This window comes from Acetobacter sp. DmW_125128 (assembly GCF_008704325.1).
GTDB classification, from domain to species: Bacteria; Pseudomonadota; Alphaproteobacteria; order Acetobacterales; family Acetobacteraceae; genus Acetobacter; species Acetobacter oryzifermentans.
The window spans coordinates 1-17,599 of record NZ_VHOP01000006.1; the positions used below are offsets into that span (position 1 = coordinate 1).

15 protein-coding genes and 1 riboswitch are annotated in these 17,599 nt (G+C 47.9%); of the genes, 12 read left to right on the plus strand and 3 right to left on the minus strand.

Translation table 11 applies throughout. From position 1 onward, the window contains the following. Positions 1–68: 68 nt before the first annotated feature. Positions 69–2,912 carry a Hint domain-containing protein gene (locus FKW19_RS02310; protein WP_238331255.1) on the minus strand — a complete coding sequence of 948 codons (2,844 nt, stop codon included), beginning with the start codon at positions 2,910–2,912 and terminating at the stop codon, positions 69–71. A 204-nt stretch (positions 2,913–3,116) separates the two neighbouring features. Here FKW19_RS02310 and FKW19_RS02315 point away from each other — a divergent pair, with 204 nt between their 5' ends. Further along, positions 3,117–3,749 carry a recombinase family protein gene (locus FKW19_RS02315; RefSeq protein ID WP_089179522.1) on the plus strand — a complete coding sequence of 211 codons (633 nt, stop codon included), beginning with the start codon at positions 3,117–3,119 and terminating at the stop codon, positions 3,747–3,749. Positions 3,750–4,490: 741 nt separating this feature from the next. Here FKW19_RS02315 and FKW19_RS15310 read toward each other — a convergent pair. Continuing rightward, positions 4,491–4,649: a hypothetical protein gene (locus tag FKW19_RS15310; RefSeq protein ID WP_162870671.1), complete on the minus strand. Its 159-nt coding sequence runs from the start codon at positions 4,647–4,649 to the stop codon at positions 4,491–4,493. Between the two features lie 464 nt (positions 4,650–5,113). On the opposite strand from FKW19_RS15310, the gene exbB reads away from it, so the two are divergent. The 3 genes from exbB to FKW19_RS02335 are packed head-to-tail and all read left to right on the plus strand — an operon-like array spanning position 5,114 to position 7,142. Then, on the plus strand, positions 5,114–5,863 hold the full coding sequence (gene exbB / locus FKW19_RS02325) for a tonB-system energizer ExbB (RefSeq protein ID WP_089179523.1): 750 nt from the start codon (positions 5,114–5,116) through the stop codon (positions 5,861–5,863). A 5-nt stretch (positions 5,864–5,868) separates the two neighbouring features. Continuing rightward, positions 5,869–6,318, plus strand: a complete 450-nt coding sequence (gene exbD / locus FKW19_RS02330; protein WP_089179524.1) for a TonB system transport protein ExbD — start codon at positions 5,869–5,871, stop codon at positions 6,316–6,318. Beyond that, complete coding sequence (locus FKW19_RS02335) at positions 6,315–7,142, plus strand: energy transducer TonB (RefSeq protein ID WP_089179525.1); 828 nt, start codon at positions 6,315–6,317, stop codon at positions 7,140–7,142. The genes exbD and FKW19_RS02335 overlap by 4 nt, the downstream gene beginning before the upstream one ends. 61 nt (positions 7,143–7,203) lie before the next feature. Here the strand turns inward: FKW19_RS02335 and FKW19_RS02340 are convergent, their stop codons facing one another. Further along, positions 7,204–8,118 carry a LysR family transcriptional regulator gene (locus FKW19_RS02340; protein ID WP_162870687.1) on the minus strand — a complete coding sequence of 305 codons (915 nt, stop codon included), beginning with the start codon at positions 8,116–8,118 and terminating at the stop codon, positions 7,204–7,206. A gap of 120 nt (positions 8,119–8,238) precedes the next feature. On the opposite strand from FKW19_RS02340, the gene FKW19_RS02345 reads away from it, so the two are divergent. The 8 genes from FKW19_RS02345 to FKW19_RS02375 all read left to right on the plus strand — a co-directional run bounded on the left by FKW19_RS02345 (position 8,239) and on the right by FKW19_RS02375 (position 17,541). Further along, the gene (locus tag FKW19_RS02345) at positions 8,239–9,294 is read left to right on the plus strand and encodes an aromatic ring-hydroxylating dioxygenase subunit alpha (protein WP_089179527.1); all 1,056 of its coding nucleotides are present in this window, start codon (positions 8,239–8,241) and stop codon (positions 9,292–9,294) included. A 12-nt stretch (positions 9,295–9,306) separates the two neighbouring features. After that, complete coding sequence (locus tag FKW19_RS15925) at positions 9,307–9,429, plus strand: hypothetical protein (protein ID WP_255411708.1); 123 nt, start codon at positions 9,307–9,309, stop codon at positions 9,427–9,429. A 273-nt stretch (positions 9,430–9,702) separates the two neighbouring features. Beyond that, positions 9,703–11,007: a C4-dicarboxylate transporter DctA gene (dctA, locus tag FKW19_RS02350; RefSeq protein WP_006117331.1), complete on the plus strand. Its 1,305-nt coding sequence runs from the start codon at positions 9,703–9,705 to the stop codon at positions 11,005–11,007. A gap of 363 nt (positions 11,008–11,370) precedes the next feature. Then, positions 11,371–12,963 (plus strand): carbohydrate porin, encoded by a 1,593-nt coding sequence (locus tag FKW19_RS02355; RefSeq protein WP_089179528.1) that lies wholly within the window; start codon positions 11,371–11,373, stop codon positions 12,961–12,963. A 78-nt stretch (positions 12,964–13,041) separates the two neighbouring features. Then, positions 13,042–13,281: riboswitch (cobalamin riboswitch) on the plus strand. Positions 13,282–13,321: 40 nt separating this feature from the next. Then, positions 13,322–13,786, plus strand: a complete 465-nt coding sequence (locus FKW19_RS02360) for a DUF2147 domain-containing protein (protein ID WP_063354577.1) — start codon at positions 13,322–13,324, stop codon at positions 13,784–13,786. Between the two features lie 112 nt (positions 13,787–13,898). Then, positions 13,899–14,570: a sorbitol dehydrogenase family protein gene (locus FKW19_RS02365; protein ID WP_089179529.1), complete on the plus strand. Its 672-nt coding sequence runs from the start codon at positions 13,899–13,901 to the stop codon at positions 14,568–14,570. 21 nt (positions 14,571–14,591) lie between these two features. After that, the gene (locus FKW19_RS02370; RefSeq protein WP_089179530.1) at positions 14,592–16,229 is read left to right on the plus strand and encodes a GMC family oxidoreductase; all 1,638 of its coding nucleotides are present in this window, start codon (positions 14,592–14,594) and stop codon (positions 16,227–16,229) included. Next, positions 16,222–17,541 carry a cytochrome c gene (locus tag FKW19_RS02375; RefSeq protein WP_063354580.1) on the plus strand — a complete coding sequence of 440 codons (1,320 nt, stop codon included), beginning with the start codon at positions 16,222–16,224 and terminating at the stop codon, positions 17,539–17,541. The genes FKW19_RS02370 and FKW19_RS02375 overlap by 8 nt, the downstream gene beginning before the upstream one ends. The last annotated feature ends 58 nt before the right edge of the window (positions 17,542–17,599 follow it).

Sequence of the window (17,599 nt, forward strand, 5' to 3'; positions counted from 1 at the left end):
ATCACCCTCTCCATCAGGAAAAACGGTGAATCACAAGACGCCTTCAGTGTCACCTCTCGATTCAGGATTCAGTGGAACTGCTCTAGATAGCGGCGATCATCTACAAACGGACCAATGACATCAGCCGGGCGGCTGGCGCGAGAAACAATCCGCACGCACTTTGTGCCCGGTGGCAGCATGAAGCTATATTTGTCATCTTGCACACGCATCGGCCGAATGCTTGCACCCGTTTGGGTGACAAGGTGCAGATCAGGATCTGTAGTTTGTGCTACAATAACTTCCCTCACATGGGTACCACTCACGCTATTTTCCCGTAATTCCAACTGGCGGAACAAAGGTTCAACGAAAGCCCGATCAACACATAGCGGAGCTGCTGCATTGTCTACCCATGTGCGTGTCATGCCATTCAGGATTGCAACCTTGCCGACCTGATGGAAGGAACGACGGTTTCCGGTATCCAGATAGCTTTCCGTCAACATGCCATCAGCGGTAATGACAGAATGCTGTGCCGTTTCTACGTGGTAGTAATCGTAAGATGTGATGGATTTATCAAAGAAAATCGAAACACCATTTACCAGCATACGAACCGGCACAAACTTGTCCTCAAAGAACAGGCAATGTTCTGGCGTGATCAGCATATCCTTATACGGAACGCCATCGGCAATGGCATCCTTGAGGATACGCACGGGATAACCCGCTTCATCATCTGCTAGGCCAGCACGCACCGTGGCGTGGGATTTGCCAACCCAAACAACTGGGCTGCTGATTTCACGGTTGTTTTGCCAGTCAAAGACAACAACTTCATCACCAATCTGAACGTCTTCTACGGCAACATCACCTTTTGCTGTGCGAATCATGCTGCCAGATAGAAAACAGACGGTCTCATCTTCAACCAACCAGCCGGTTGTTCCATCTTGCACAATAGATGCTGTCGCTGGGGGTTCGTAGCCATTGGCAGGCACAACATCTGCATACTGAACGACATTCCCATCTGCCAACTGAACATTGAGCGTATAGGAGCCATCGCCATTATTCGTGTAAATTGCGGAAGTTGGTTCTGCTGTTAAACCGGAAATACCAAAATGCGTGTTTTTGGAAATACCATTAACCAGAACGTTGCCATTAACACCTTTATCACCACTATCATCAATATAAATGGTGTTTACAGTCTTTGGATCAACGTTAATGGTGGTTTTGTCCGAGTAGCTAATGCCCGGTTCTGCAAACAATGTGCTATTCTGCTGCATGTTTACAGTGCCGCCCTGCACCCATACAGGTTGATCTGTCGTACCCAGAGAGGCATTGATCAGATTAAGCGTGCCACCATTATTCAAAACACCGTTATCAAGGGTTACATGCCCTTGATTATTCATGATGGTGATGGTGCCATCACTGCGATTGGCGGTAACACCACCCAGTTCTACATTGGATGGGGTATCAATGATAATCGTTCCGTCATTTTCAAAACCAGCCGTTGCAAAAACATTCCCAACATATTGAGAATCACCCTGCGCCGTAATTTTAAGCGTGCCGTTTTTGTAAACACTCAGGCTACGGATCTGGTTGTAATCTGGAGCATTGTCCACCACAGTTTGCGGCGTAGTGGTATTACCCTCCCAACTGATATTCACATCCGCATTCTGTTGGCTCTGCGGAACAGGGTTGCTCGTCCAGACACTTGCATCGGATGTATCAACTTTATTGCCGGTAGAATCAAGCAACTCCCAGTTGGAAGAATCATTCCAATCACTACTGGTAGTCCCCGTCCAATGCCAAGACATATCATGCTGGTGATAGCTGGTTGGCGTACTGGAATACTGAGAGGTATCTCCCCCAGCGTTTGTTGAGCTTGTCGCAATGGCGCTTAGCTGTTGGTGCAAGGCGTTGTCTGTATAAGCACCTGTAGCAGAAGCAGATGATGTATCTTCAATATCCCAGCCAGAAGCTGCTGTATCCTGCACAATAGTGGCTGTAGCAGGCGGTGTATAACCATCTGCCATATGCAGGTTGCTGTATGTCAGATTGCTGCCATCTGCCATATCAACAGTCAACGTATAAGAACCATCCTTATTCTCTGCATACGTTGCAGATGTAGGCGCAGACGCCAGACCAGAAATACCGAAGCGTGTGTTTTCAGAAATACCGTTGATAACAACATTCTGAGCATTGGTCGCGCCAGCCCCGCCATGCAGAAAACCATTATCCTGCACGTAAAGCGTATTTACTGTTGCCGGATCAACATTGATGGTTGCAATAGATTCAGCCGAATTCATAAAGATGCTGCTATTCTGTTGCAGATTAACGGTTCCACCGCTCACCCACACAGGCTGTCCAGCAGACCCCAAGGACGCGTTGATAAGGTTAACCGTGCCGCCACTATTCAGATTGCTGTCATCAAAAATTACGTTGCCATGGTTATTCATGATGGTGATGGTGCCATCATCGCGATTCATGGTAACGCCACCGAAATCTACCTTCGATGGGGTATCGATAATAATTGTACCATCGTTTTCGAAACCAGCAGTAGCAAAAACATTGCCATCAATACTGGAACCAGCCTGAGCCGTCACTTTTAGTGTTGCATTCTGCCAAACGCTCAGGCTGCGAATCTGATTGTAATCGGGCGCATTCACAACAACTGTAACGGAATCTTCGCCACTTGCCGGAGACAGGCTAACATCTGCATTTTGTTCTGCCTGAGGTACGGAACCTTCTGTGGTAACTGGATTATTGGTGCCATCGTAAAGTGTCCAGTTAGCGGGATCGTTCCAATCACCTGTGGCGCCGCCAACCCAGCGCCAAGACATATCATGATGATGGAAACTGGTTGCGGTGCTGTCAGATGATGTACCGCTTCCAGTAGCGATTGCATCATCATTGATTGTTTTAAAATCTATGGGTGAATCTGCCATTACTTTAAACTTTCCTAAATCTTAATTTTAGCAATAAATTATGTTAGTATAATACTATCAATATAAAGTTTTATGTTGTGCCAACAATTTGTCTCGTGTAGTAATTGTTGCGTAGTACCCGTTAGGCAAGTCCACACATTTGAGCTTGCCAAAATTAAGATTAAAGCAAGGAACTCTTTTGTTTTTTCAGGAGTTTACGCTTTAATGAATATATCTAAATCGCACCGTAAAATCGGATATGCCCGCGTTAGCACGATAGGCCAGACTCTAGAACATCAAGTTAAAACCTTAAAGGAATACGGATGCCACCGGATTTATTGCGAAAAGGCAAGTGGAGCCGACACCAATCGGCTAGAACTACGCAAGCTCATTGAAAATCTGAGGGAAGGACAGTCCATTGTGGTCACACGCATTGATCGGCTGGCTCGCAGCACATTTGATCTATTCGCTATAGTTAAAAGTATTACCGATAAAAAAGCTCAGTTTTACTCTTTGGCTGAACCTTGGACCGACACAAGTACCAGCACCGGACGGCTTATGCTAGCTGTTCTCGGCGGTTTAGCTGATGTAGAAAGAGATCTCATCCGCACTCGCACCTCAGAAGGTCGCGCAAGAGCGATAGCTCAGGGAAAGAAAATGGGGCGCCCTCGGCGCATTACAGATATCCAACGCATAGAAATTATCCAAAAACGCAAAAATGGCGAAACGCTAGAAAAAATTGCAAAAACTTTTGGCATAAATTCAGGAACTGTTTCTCGTATCATATCTCACGCTAAAAAAAATAATCATCATCGAAATTTCCAGAACATGTCATCAGTTAATTTCAGTGATGGTTGAAACGAGTTGGTCGGCTGGCAAGAAATACTGATATATTAGCCTGCCATAACGCGCCGCGATGCCCGTAGACTGTTTGAACCCAACGAACAATCATCTTGCCCAATTACTGCCAAACCCGTTGGATCTCAAACGCGCAACTGGTCACCGTGATCTGAAATCACTGGATATTCTACTATCAGCCCATTTCTGAGGAAATTAATCGGCAGATCGAAAAAGCAGAACATGTGCAAAACACACTTTGCGCCGATGATGCCAGCAGCCCATAATCGTTGCTTCCATGCTGCGATCCGTCAATGCCTCCAAAAAACGCAATACGATCTTCCAGAAGCATTGATGCAATAAAAGAGAATCTGGCCCAGCATGAGTACATCTTACTGGAAAAAAAACTCTCATAAGTCTTTACATTTAGGCCCTATTGCTTCTTTCCACACTCCAAGCGACACTCAGCAACAGAAGCGTGCCAACACAACATAATACAAGTGATGGCAGCGTCTGCCCCAAGCCAAGAAAAATAAAGAAGCCCAGTAATATTGGCATTGTCCATTGTGCCGCACGCGCTATGTAGAGCCCGGATGCCATACTTGTTTCACCTAACGCCACCATGACAAAAAGCTGACATCGTTCAACCAAATGACTGCCTAAAATTCGTATATGACCGCCCCAGAATGCGTTTATAACTGAGGATCAAGGCATGATTTGCAGGTAATTTGGCAACCACAAAGACTGGTCGCCCCATCTGCATCACTGCATAGCAGATCGGACAGGCTGAGGCGATTGCGCTGCATCTTCTGCCAGCGCTTTGCTTTCTGTAACACCCAATCCCACAGATACACCCAAAGCAACAGCCACGCGCAGACCCTTGCCTTGTGAACTCGGGTGAAACAAATCTGATCGACTCATTTACCGCACTCTTGGTGAACCCTAGCTTCTGGTTCACCTTAATGAGGTAATAGGGACGAAACGTATAGTTGATAATAATGCTTATATTCAGAAGCAAATGATTATCAAATCGTATGGGTGTGTGTTTGCTGCAACAGACTGTTACAGTGACCAAAAATATCTATGAACTAAAATTTGTAAAATAAATTTTAATTTTTCAATCTGTTAGCCAGATATCACTGTTTACATAAAGACATTTAACCATCTGAATCATACAGACACTTTGCAAAACATTAGGACATTCACGCTCAGATGATAGTGATTCTCACTTGCGTATTCGTGGGCTCTTTGTTATTTGCTGTTTGAGATATGCCGCGCGTGAGAAAGCATAGGGCACCTTTTTCTAATTACACCATTGGTTGTTCCCTATAGGTTCTTCCGTGCGTCGCTTCATTATCTGTATTTGCGAAAGCACTTGGTATCTTATGCCCTTATCAGAATCATCTAATCAGATTCCGCTTTCTTTCTCTCCATGGGAGATGTTCCTGAACGCAGGCTCTGTCGTGCAATGTGTCATGATACTTCTGGCTCTTGCCTCGCTTCTGACATGGACCATTTTTATCGCCAAATCTGTTGAGTTTTTAAGTGTTCGCAGAAAGCTAAAAACAGCAGAAAAAATGCTGGAAGAAGCCGACACATTGGCTTTGGGAGAAAGAAGCACACGCCCAAACAGTATTGCCCACACACTGGTTATGGCTGCGGAAACTGAAAAAGCTGTTTCTTACGATATTCCCAATGATAACGAAGGACTTAAGGAACGTATTGTTTTACATTTAGAGCGTCTGGAAGCTGCTGAAGGGCGCCGCCTGATGCGCGGCACAGGCTTATTGGCCACCATTGGTGCAACATCACCCTTTATTGGACTATTTGGCACTGTGTGGGGCATTATGACATCTTTTACAGGCATTGCCGCCAGTAAAGCCACCAGCCTTGCTGTGGTCGCCCCAGGTATTGCAGAAGCCCTATTGGCCACTGCACTTGGGCTTGTGGCCGCCATTCCTGCCGTGGTGATCTACAACCATCTTGCACGCCAATCTGCATCCTGCAGGGCACAAGTGGCAGATCTGACATCCCTTGTAATGCGCTTGGTTTCTCGTGATCTTGGCCGCACGCACAAACTTGCAACAAGCGCCCAGATTACTCCCTTTGATATCAACCGTATGGTTGGGGAATAAACCATATGCGCCGTATCCAACATGCTGATGAAAACCCGCATGAAGCAAGCGAGATCAATGTAACGCCTTTCATTGATGTCATGTTGGTGCTTTTGGTAATTTTCATGGTAACAGCCCCCCTTACCACAGTAAACGTGCCTGTAGATCTTCCTTCATCAACGGAAAAACCAGCTCCACGCCCAGAGAATCCAGTTTTTTTAACTGTAAATGCAGATCATGCACTGACACTTGGTGAAGAGAGTATCTCAACCGACAACCTGCCAAAAGCGTTAGAAATAGCAACCAAGGGCAACAAGGATGAACGCATTTTCCTGCGTGCAGACAAAACGATAGATTACGGCACACTGATGAGTGTGATGGATAGGCTTCGTTCTGCTGGTTATCTCAAGGTTGCTCTTGTTAATTTGCAAGATCAGGCAGATGGCTCTGCTCCAGCCGCAAAGACCGAACAATGAGCGCAACAACATCTTTTTCCGATTGGAAAATTCACCAAACACGCAGAACCAGAAAAGAAGATACTTTCCGTTGGGGCATGTCTTTTTTGATTGTTATATCATCAGCAGGAATTGCCACTTTATCTTTCCTGCACATACCTCATACAATTCCGCCTATACCGGAGGCCCCGCCAGCGGCTATTGCTATTGATATGGCGCCAGAACCTGTTGCAATCCCTTCTCCACCCACAGATACACCACCTACCCCTCACCAAACAATTTCGGAATCAGTTCCTTCTCCTGTTGATCCCGCTAAACTGGGGGCTCCTCCCGCGCCTGCCCCACATCCACCCCTTCCAGTTCCCAAACCCGAAAAACTGCGTAAAATTATAAAAAAACACAAACCTACCGTAAATCTTAAAAAACCAAATCCTGACAAAACACTACCGGCGGAAAAAACAACAGATCCCCCATCCTCCAAAGCGCCACCAAACCGAACACAGACAGCGCCTATTGATGGGTCATCTTCTTCTCACGTTTCCCAAAGTCCAGCCACATGGCAAGGGGCTTTGCTGGCGCGGCTGGAGAAATATAAACGTTACCCTGCAGAAGCTATGTCTGCTCATCAGGAAGGTGCGCCCAGGCTACATTTTACCATGGACCGAAAAGGACATGTACTTTCGGTACATATTGAAAAAAGCTCTGGCCATTCATTATTGGATAGCGAAGCCTTGGCATTAGTGCATCGTGCAGAGCCGTTACCTAGTCCACCCGAAAGCGTGGCAGGCGATTCCATTACCCTCACCGTGCCAATAGAATTTTATATGGAACACATACAGGATTAAAAATCACTTCTTTAATAATCATCTTTCAATACCTGTTCAGTGTGTTAAGAAAATACGATCCTTATCCTATTTTCTGGCGCAAGAGCGCCCATTCTGCCTCTACGCTGTCTGCAACGCGCCGTGCTACGACAGATAAAGGGCGCGCACGATCATGCGCAAGCGCCAACCGCAAAGGAGAAACATGCGCCCCTGCCAGCGGGGTAAAGGCCATGTCTCCATTTTGAACCTCATCCATCACATCCAGATAACTGAGAATAGTAATCCCCAGTCCAGCCTTAACCAAAGACTTTATCATCTGCACATTATTTGCCCCGGAAATCACATTCGGGTTCACCAAAGTATCTGCCTCCAGTTTTCTAAAAACAGACGAAAGGGCCAATGGTTCTTCTGGCACAATCACTGGATATTCTGCACAAACTGAAAACCGAGCTGAAGAGTGCTGAGTGACTGGATGCTGCGGCAGGCTTACCACGCCAAGTGGAAAAGAAAGCATTGAACGCACCTGCAAGTCTCGCAAATCTGCGGGGTCTAACAAAAATGCTAGATCTCCTTCTCCTGCAAAAAGACGTTCCCCCAATTCTGCATTATCATGGATATGGATGTTCAGAACAATTCCGGGATATTGTTCTTTTAGGCGCGCAGCAATGCTGGGTAAAAATACGCGCGCCAAAGCCTCTGGGGCCAAAATATCTATACGTCCACGGCGCATACCCTTTAAATCATCAATCTGGCGGTTCAGGCTTTCAAAATCCTTCGTCCACCGGCTGGCATGCGCATAAAATAACTCTCCCACCGCAGTTAAACGCATACCGGAAGAAAGGCGCTCAAATAACGGTGTTTGAAGAGCCTGCTCTCCCAAAAGGATATGTCTATCAATTGCAGAGGTCGCAATATGCAGATCTTCCGATGCTTTACGTATGGAGCCATGCCGTGCCACAGCCAAAAAATAGATCAAAAAGCGCGAAAAGGGATTCATTGACCTGTTCTCAGTTTGAGAATGGATACTGCATGAAATAGATATATCCGATAATATACGCTTAATGAAACACTGTCTCCTAAAGGAACGAGAAACATTCCCTATTCAGGAGATTAAGCTGTGACATCCCCAGCCTGCGCCCGCCCCGCCGACACCAAACTCCCCCGCAAGCTCAGTTTTGATGCTGATGACTGGCTTATTCTGGCCTCATACTGGCATCCCATTGCCCTTGTGCGTGAACTGGAAGACAAGCCCTTAGGCGTAACGCTACTTGATGCACCTTTGGTTGTTTATCGGGCTGGAGAAGAAATTGTTGTAGCAGATGACCTGTGCCCGCATCGTGGCGTGCCACTCAGCATGGGTAAGGGTAACGGCCAAACAGTTGCTTGCGCCTATCATGGCTTCCAATTTGGCCATCAAGGCCGATGTGTACGTGTTCCCGCCCACCCGAATAACGCCATTCCTTCCCGCCTGAACCTGCGGACTTATCCTGTGGTAGAAAGATATGGCTTGATCTGGACGTGCCTACGTCCCCAGGAAAATGCAGAAATATCTCTTCCGTCCATGCCACATTGGGATGAAGCAGGTTTCCAACACATCAACTGCCCTTGGATAGACATTGCCGGTTTTGCAGGGCGGCAGGTTGAGGGCTTTATAGACGTTGCTCATTTTGCATTTGTGCATACAGAAACTTTTGCTGACCCAGACAACCCTATAGTGCCAGCATACATGCCCAAAATGACGCCCTATGGATTTGAGGCAGAATATCGCAGCAATGTCGGCAACTACCCTATTGGACAATCAGAACGCGGCCGACCAGATTTTGAATGGCTGCGCCATTTTCGGGTGCATGTTCCTTTTACGGCCACGCTGGAAATTCATTTTCCCGATAACGGCAGGCTGGTCATCATGAATGCAGCGTCCCCTGTTTCCGCCAAGAAAACGCGCATGTTTGCACCCATGTGTCGTAACTTTGATACCGACCTACCTTTGCAGGATGTTTATGATTTCAACCTGAAAGTTTTTGAGGAAGACCGCGCCTTGGTAGAAGCCCAGAAACCCGAAAACCTACCGCTTGACCCTTCTTTGGAAGTACATGTGGTGGCAGATCGCAGTTCCATTGCTTACCGGCGCGCCTTACGCACCATTGGCTTGAGCCAGTTCTTTACCGCATGAAAGGATAAGATCATGGCTCCTTCTTCCTCCGTGAAGATGAAGGTTATTCTGGTATTGACCTACCATTTTCATGTGAACACAGGAGCCAGATTGCCCAATGCAGCCTCAGCACGCGCAGCCCCTTACCCACACTGAATGTCTAACATTCACAATAAAAATATGGTCAAACCCCGTATCATTACATCCATGTAATTATACCTCTATAATCTAGGACTTTATGCCTGAATATTCATCTTCCACATTGTTTACGCCTAGAAAACTCAAGAAAAAGAGATATACCCTCTCTTCCCAAACGATATAAACACGCGTTACCCTACGTGAGTCTGCGCGTATATTCTTGATATAACACTATATATTCCATCAGGATGCACCACAGGCACAAAAACAAGAACAGAAAGATTTTTAGGCGTGCTTCCATCATCTGCTCCCCTTTCCAGTTCACACCAACGCTTCCTTTACCTTCAGGTTCTGGTGGCTGTGGGTGCAGGCATTGCCGTGGGTGCAATGTTCCCCTCTGTTGCCACCGCACTTAAACCGCTGGGAGATGGGTTTGTTAAACTTATCAAAATGGTCATTGCACCTGTTATTTTTCTAACCGTGTGCACAGGCATTGCTGGCATGGCAGACCTTAAGCAAACTGGCCGCGTAGCTGGCAAAGCCATGCTGTATTTTTTGTGTTTTTCTACTTTGGCACTCGCCATTGGCATGCTTGTGGCTAACGTTCTGCAACCCGGTGCTGGGCTGCACATTCGCCCCGAAAGCCTTGATACAAGTTCTGTTACACAGTTTGTAAGTGCTGCCGCGCAGCATCATTCCTTTGCAGATTTTTTGTTGCAGATCATTCCTTCCACAACCGCCGGAGCATTTACATCGGGTGAAATTCTGCAGGTTCTGCTGGTTGCCATCCTGTTTGGCATCAGTCTGGCCAAAATGGGTAAAGCGGGGGAAGCCGTCCTTAATCTGTTTTACAGCCTGACAGAACTTGTTTTTGGGGTTGTACGTTTGGTGATGTATCTGGCACCTGTTGGGGCTTTTGGTGCCATGGCTTTTACCGTAGGTAAGTTTGGCCTGCATTCCATTCTGCACCTACTTGCCTTGGTGCTAACATTCTATCTTACAGCCATTCTGTTTGTAGGCGTTGTTCTGGGTGTTGTGGCACGATTAGCTGGTTTTAGCATTCTGCGGCTCTTGGTCTTTCTAAAAGAAGAGCTGCTGATTGTGTTGGGCACCAGTTCTTCTGAATCCGCCCTACCCGGTTTGATTGCCAAATTGGAAAGGGCTGGCTGCTCCCAAGGGATTGTAGGGTTAGTTGTGCCCATGGGCTATTCTTTTAATCTGGATGGCACCAATATTTACATGACTCTTGCTGCGCTGTTTATTGCGCAGGCAACTGATGTGCACCTAAGCTTTCAGGAACAACTTGCCCTGCTGCTAGTCGCTATGGTGAGTTCCAAAGGTGCTGCTGGTGTAACAGGCGCTGGTTTTATTACTCTGGCTGCCACACTTTCTGTTGTACCCAGCGTGCCTGTGGGTGGCATGGCGCTTATTCTGGGTATTGATCGTTTTATGTCTGAATGTCGTTCCCTTACCAATCTGGTTGGTAATGCTGTTGCTGCTATTGTTGTCTCACGCTGGGAAAATGCGTTGGATGATACGCAACTTCATGAGGCCTTGCACACGCAACCACAAATTACAAAAACACCTTCAGTCTGATACCTCTTTTACGTAGGTAGCTCCTCTGGCTGCCTACGGATTTCTTGTATTTGTAATTGAGAATAAACCTTGTTGTAACAGTGTAATTTTGTAAACTTTTTCTTGAGTATTCGTTATAACAGAAAAAAATCCTTGAATCTTTTTGATTGTAATTTAATTTCCATAATATGCGATAATAAAAACAAAAAGAAACGTGAGATCTAAAAAATGTTTGCTAAAATTACAAAATCTATTTTTTAAAGAGAAAGCACCCAGCCGCCTTTCCCTTTAATCTTTGTATTTCTTTCCCCTTGTTTCAGAGATGCGCCGTTGCTGCATGCTACTTGTACGCAATGGCCGTTCTTGCGCCATGAGGATCGGGCAATGCCCTCAACTTATATCATTTCAAATTCAGAACAAAAAACATCACGCTACCAGCAAGAGTGTTTATCCATTCTTCGCTTGCTTTATATCGGGACAGTTCTTTTCACATTTGATATTGCTTTTCACGCTACCTCTGCGCGCGCTCAACAGAATGAAACCACCAAGTCTTTTGAGAAACCTGAATTTTCTTCAAAACCTATCGTTAACGCCGAGATACCAAAAAAACACAAACGCCCGATAGCTGAAGAACGTCTGGACGCCCTGTTTGATACTGAAAGCCTTTCCTACCTGTTAAACCATAATAATACAGCGTTACGCAGGCAGGATATCAGTGCGGGGTATTTTGTTGCTGAACAGGCCTTTGGCAATCTGGCTCCGGGCCTTAAACCTTGGCGCGACAGACTAAGCGAACGCGGCTTTACCTTTGAGTTAACATATAAAGGTGAAGGTATAGCCAATCTTGCTGGCGGTCTTTCAAAAGGTATGGATTATACGCATGAAATTCGTGCCAGCATGTTGTTTGATCTCGGCAAGCTTACCGGTTGGAATCCGCTACAAGGGTGGTACCTGCATGGTATTGTTATGAACCGTGAAGGCCGACAAGTCGGCTGGGATCATGTTGGGGAAAGAAATGTACTTCTTACAGAAGTATGGAGTATTCACGGCCCCGCAGCAGCCCGCCTTGCCGATCTGTATCTAGAAAAATCTTTTCTCCACAACCGTATCAATATCAATGTCGGACGCATTTCACTTACACATACCTATTCTACTTCTATTTTACTGTGCACATTCATGACCATGTGCTCTGCACCCATGGCTATACGAGAACCGGCAGGTTGGAGCGTTTACCCCAAAACATCATGGGGAGGCACAGTGCGCTTTCGGCCAACACATGATCTTATCCTGCGCACTGGTATTTATCGCATAGGCCCCAAAGCACGTGACAATACAGGTTGGGCATGGGGCGATGAGCCTTATACAGGTATTCAAACTCCCATTGAGTTAACGTGGGAACCGTTTTTTGGCACGCGCAAGCTTCCGGGCCATTACAAAATCGGTTTTGGGCATGACACGTCTCCTTACCCCGATATGGTTGGCACCATTCCCGCTGCTTTTGCGGGCTCTGTGCATCCGCACAAACTCAAACCGCGTGATACATTTTATATAGAGGCAGACCAGATGGTGTATCGCAGCCATGGCGAACATCAGATGGCTGGCGGATATGTGCTAGCTGGCTTCATTCATAACACGCCAAGTAACTCCACATTCTCAAACGAGTTCTACGCAGGGGCTTCCCTTTTGGGTATTATCCCCCACCGGCCTTTGGATCGTCTGGGCGTCATGTATTCCTATTACCAACTCAGCCCACGCTTGGCCTATGGGCAACGTATGCAGGAAGCTGCGGGCGTTCCCCTTGGCCCCTATATCAATGGGCCACAAACACATTCTGCAATTCTGGAAGCATATTACGGCATTCCTGTCACACCGGGCTTGGTTATTACATCCGAGTTTGAGTACATGATGCGCCCCGGAGAAACCTCGGTTATTCCCAATGCTATTCTGGCAGGGCTTAAGGTTATTGCTGCCCTGTAAGGCAAAGCGAGGCGCAAAAACATCTCACCTGCCTTGCTTTTCTCATACTGGCACCAAACCTGCTTATTGCTAGAATATATATTCGAACAGATGGATGGTGCTGCGCAAGCGGCTTGAAAGGGAATGCCGTGTACGGATTTCTGCCTTAAATTGAAGCAGAATCTTTATAGTCGGCAGCTGCTCCCGCAACTGTAAGGGGAGGTTTGACCTGCTGCCGGTCACGGCTAGCCACTGGCCGATAAACACGGCTGGGAAGGTAAAAGGTCTAACATACCATATCCCCAAGCCAGGAGACCTGCCTCCATCAGGCACATCATACCGGGCGGGATGAACCGGCAGCGGCAAAACAGGCAGTAACATGCATAAACATGCCTTTAGCTCATTTTTAACAGCACTGCTTCTTGCATGGAGCAATATACCCTCCAACGCTCATGCAGAAAGCGCCTCCACACCAGCCATAACCGGACAATGGATTACGGAAGACGGTAAAGGCGTATTCAATATCCACACCTGTGGCGATAAAATGTGTGGGAACCTTGTAGGGTTAAACCTAACGCAAGATGAAGAAGCTTCTGGCCGTAGAAAAACAGAATGTAACCTTCAGATGCTCAAAGGCTTCCATCCCATGGAAGACCGGCATGACCACTGGAAAGGTCATATCTTTGATCCTCAGAGCAAAAATACTTACGATGCCATTATATGGATAGCGGACGATGGTGCCCTGAAACTGCATGGTTTTTTAGGTTTGGAGCTCTTTGGTAGAACAGATACCTGGCAGCCATTTCATGGCCGTATAGGCAACAACTGCCACATTAACCCCTAAGCATACCTGCTTCAACGAAGCATGAAATAACCTATTATTCCATTACAACAGCTTGCAAGCTCAGGCCGTCCCTATAAAACTACCCGTAATTTTGAACTCGATATTCTCCGCAATGTTTCATTCTGACAAGGCGGAGCCCGGTTTTGTAGGGAGAATCCGAAGAATGAGACAAACGCACGAGGGGCAGCCTGTGGCGGAGTGGTGTTCATCTCCTAACGCCATGCGCCTGAATAAACTGTTGCGCATGTCCCGTCGGGATGTGCTTTTAGGTGGTATTGGTCTTTCTGTTGCAGGCACAACAGGTGCGGCGCTTGCTAATACCGCGCCTACTACACCAAACACTGAAGACCTCTCTCACTTTATGCAGATATCCCAGCGACTGACAGATAGAGATACGCTAAACCCCCAGATTGGTGCGGCCCTATATGCCAATATCGTGCATGCCAATGCCGATCGACAGGATAAACTTAACGCCCTGCATACTCTACTAGAGCGAGAAAAATTTACGACGGCATCTGCCTTTGCTCATGCAGCAGAAAAATCTGATCCCAAACTTAAAAATGTCATCCACGAAATTCTAACCGGCTGGTACCGAGGTATTGCGGATGGCAAAGTGGTGGTTTACCGCTCCGCCCTGATGTTCGACATCACCAAGGATGCCGTTTACCCCAAAACCTATGCAACAGGCGGCCCATTCTACTGGACAAGCAAGCCACCAGAAGTTGCACGCCCAAAAGGGCACCCTGCACTTTCTGCTTCCGCCCTTGTTATCGAACCGACCTGATCTTACGGGATACCCCGCTTTATGCCCTCCGAAGAAAATCTTTCAGCCGACGTTGTGATCGTAGGATCAGGCGTTGCAGGTAGTTCTATTGCCAACGAACTGGCGCGCGCCGGTATTTCCGTCATTGTGCTGGAAGCTGGCCCACGTGTTGACCGCCAGCATTTTGTAGAAAACTTCCGCAATCTGGAAAACAAACCCTCTTATCAGGGGCCATTCCCGGCTGTACCTTGGGCACGGCATCCGCCTGATCAGCAAACCCCTAACGAGTATCTGCATACCTCCGGCCCAAATGCCGAAGCCTATCAGCAGGTTTACTTACGTATGATGGGCGGTACCACATGGCACTGGGCTGGGTGCGCATGGCGTTACCTACCATCAGACTTTGAACTCAAAACACGTTACGGTCAGGGCCGCGATTGGGCCTTGACTTACGATGATCTGGAACCCTTTTACTATCAGGCAGAAGTCATGATGGGGGTTTGCGGGCCAGATCCTGCGGTAGAAGATCTTGGGTCTCCTCGCAGGCAGCCATATCCTATGGATGCACTGCCCATTTCCTACGCTGCACAACAATTCCGCAAACTGATTCAGGAAAAAACGCCGTGGCGCGTGGTGCACGAACCACAAGCACGTAACACTCGCCCGTATGATAGCCGCCCAACGTGTGAAGGGCATAATAACTGCATGCCCATCTGCCCTATTGGGGCCATGTATAACGGTAGCTATTCCGTTTACCATGCAGAAGCTGCCGGGGCTAAGTTTATCCCCAACGCTGTGGTGTATAAGATTGAGCGAGACAGCGCGAACAAGCGCGTAACCGCCGTGCATTACTTTGACCCCGACAAAGGGTCACACCGCGTTACGGGCAAATATTTTGTTATTGCTGCGCACTGCATTGAAACAGCTAAACTGCTGCTGCTTTCTGCTGATGAACAAAGCCCGGATGGTGTTGCCAACAGTTCCGGCCATGTAGGCCGCAACATGATGGATCATACCGGTGTACAGGTTACCTTCATCAGTGGCGATCAAGCCTTGTGGCCGGGCCGTGGGCCGCTGGAAACCAACGTGATCGACAATTTCCGTGATGGAAACTGGCGCTCAGACCGTGGGGCCTACCTTGTGCACATGGTGGATGATAACCAAGTGGATCTGGCTACCCAGTTAGCTATTTCCAAAGGGTACGTTGGCCGGGAACTGGAAGAACAGATTCGTTACCTAGCTTCACACACTGTGCGGCTGTTCAGCCATAACGAAGCTCTGCCAGATCCCAACAACCGTCTGACACTCAGCAAAGATCATAAGGACATTCTGGGGATTCCGCACCCAGAAGTGTACTATAAGCTGCCCGAATACACTGTGCGCAGTTGTGAACACACACGCTATGTTTTCCGCGACCTAATCAAACTGATGCACGGTACGGATGAACAGTGGACTCCGGGCTACTTCCCGCAGGATCATCCCGCAGGCAGCACCATTATGGGCGCAGATCCCAAGGATTCCGTGGTGGATGGCCATTGCCGAACGCATGATCATGACAATCTGTTTATTGCCAGTTCCTCGGTTTTCTCAACCGTTGGCACCGGCAACATCACCTTGACTGTAGCTGCCTTGGCGCTACGTGTTGCCGATACGCTGAAAAAAGAACTTGCTCATGCCTGATTTTTCCAAAACCTTGCGCACCCTTCTTTCGGCAGGCACGGTGCTTGGTGTTTGCGCTCTTACCCAGCCACCTGTCCATGCAGAAGATGCAGCCCCGGATCAGGCTGTTCTGGATCGTGGTGCTTATATTGCCACTGCATCAGATTGTATTGCCTGTCACACCAAGCCCGGTTCGCAGCCATTTGCTGGTGGCCTAAAAATTGCAACACCTATGGGTGATGTAATTTCCACCAACATTACGCCAGATCCAGAGCGCGGCATTGGCAAATACACAGAGCAAGACTTTGAACAAGCCGTACGCCATGGCGTACGCAAAGATGGCGCTTACCTGTACCCTGTTATGCCTTATGTTTCTTACGCAGGCATGACAGATCAGGATGTGCATGCGCTTTATATGTGGTTCATGCACAGCGTAAAACCAGTTGCCAGCACCCCGGCAGAAACAACGCTGGTGTTTCCTGCCAATATGCGCAGCGCAATGGCGGCCTGGAACTTTGTAACCACCAAGGAAGAGCCAGAAAGCGGAGATTCCAGCACATATGATCCGCTACGCCGCGGCAAGTATCTTACCAATGCGCTGGAACATTGCGGCACCTGCCATACGCCGCGTAACTTCATGCTCAGTGAAAAGCAGGACAGATATCTGGCTGGCACGTCGCTTGATGGATGGTACGCCCCCAACATCACCACCAGCAAAACCGGCGGTATAGGCAACTGGAGCGAAGAGGATATTGTCGCCTACCTGAAAACAGGCCATGCCAATGGTCATGCTCAAGCCGCAGGCCCCATGGCAGAAGCTGTGGAACACAGCACCAGCCACCTGACAGATCAGGATCTGCACGCCATAGCTACTTATATTCACCAGGTTCCAGCTATGGACGATGATATGGAACATCAGGCACGAGATAGCTTTGGCCAAGCTATAGAAGCACTGGATATCCGCCAGAGTGCCCCAACCCGAATTGATGATCTGACCGAAATGGACGGACAGCACGCATACGATGCCAACTGCGCGGCCTGCCATGGCCAGACTGGTACGGGCACGAAGGATCAATACGCACCTTCATTGTTCCATAACTCAACCGTGGGCAGCGCACGGCCAGATAACCTGATCATGACCATTCTGCACGGGGTGCAACGCAAAACCGAAGCAGGCAATGTATCTATGCCAGACTTTAGCGGTCATTCAGACGTGCAGCGTCTGAACGATGCTGAAATTGCAAAGATCGTGAATTATGTGATGGCAACCTTTGGCAGCGGAGACCAGCACGTAACAGCAGATCAGGTTGCACAGTTCCATAAAGACAAATGACAGCCACACCATACATAGGCTGATAAGACCACACACCAAAAAGGGCGGAGAGGTTTAA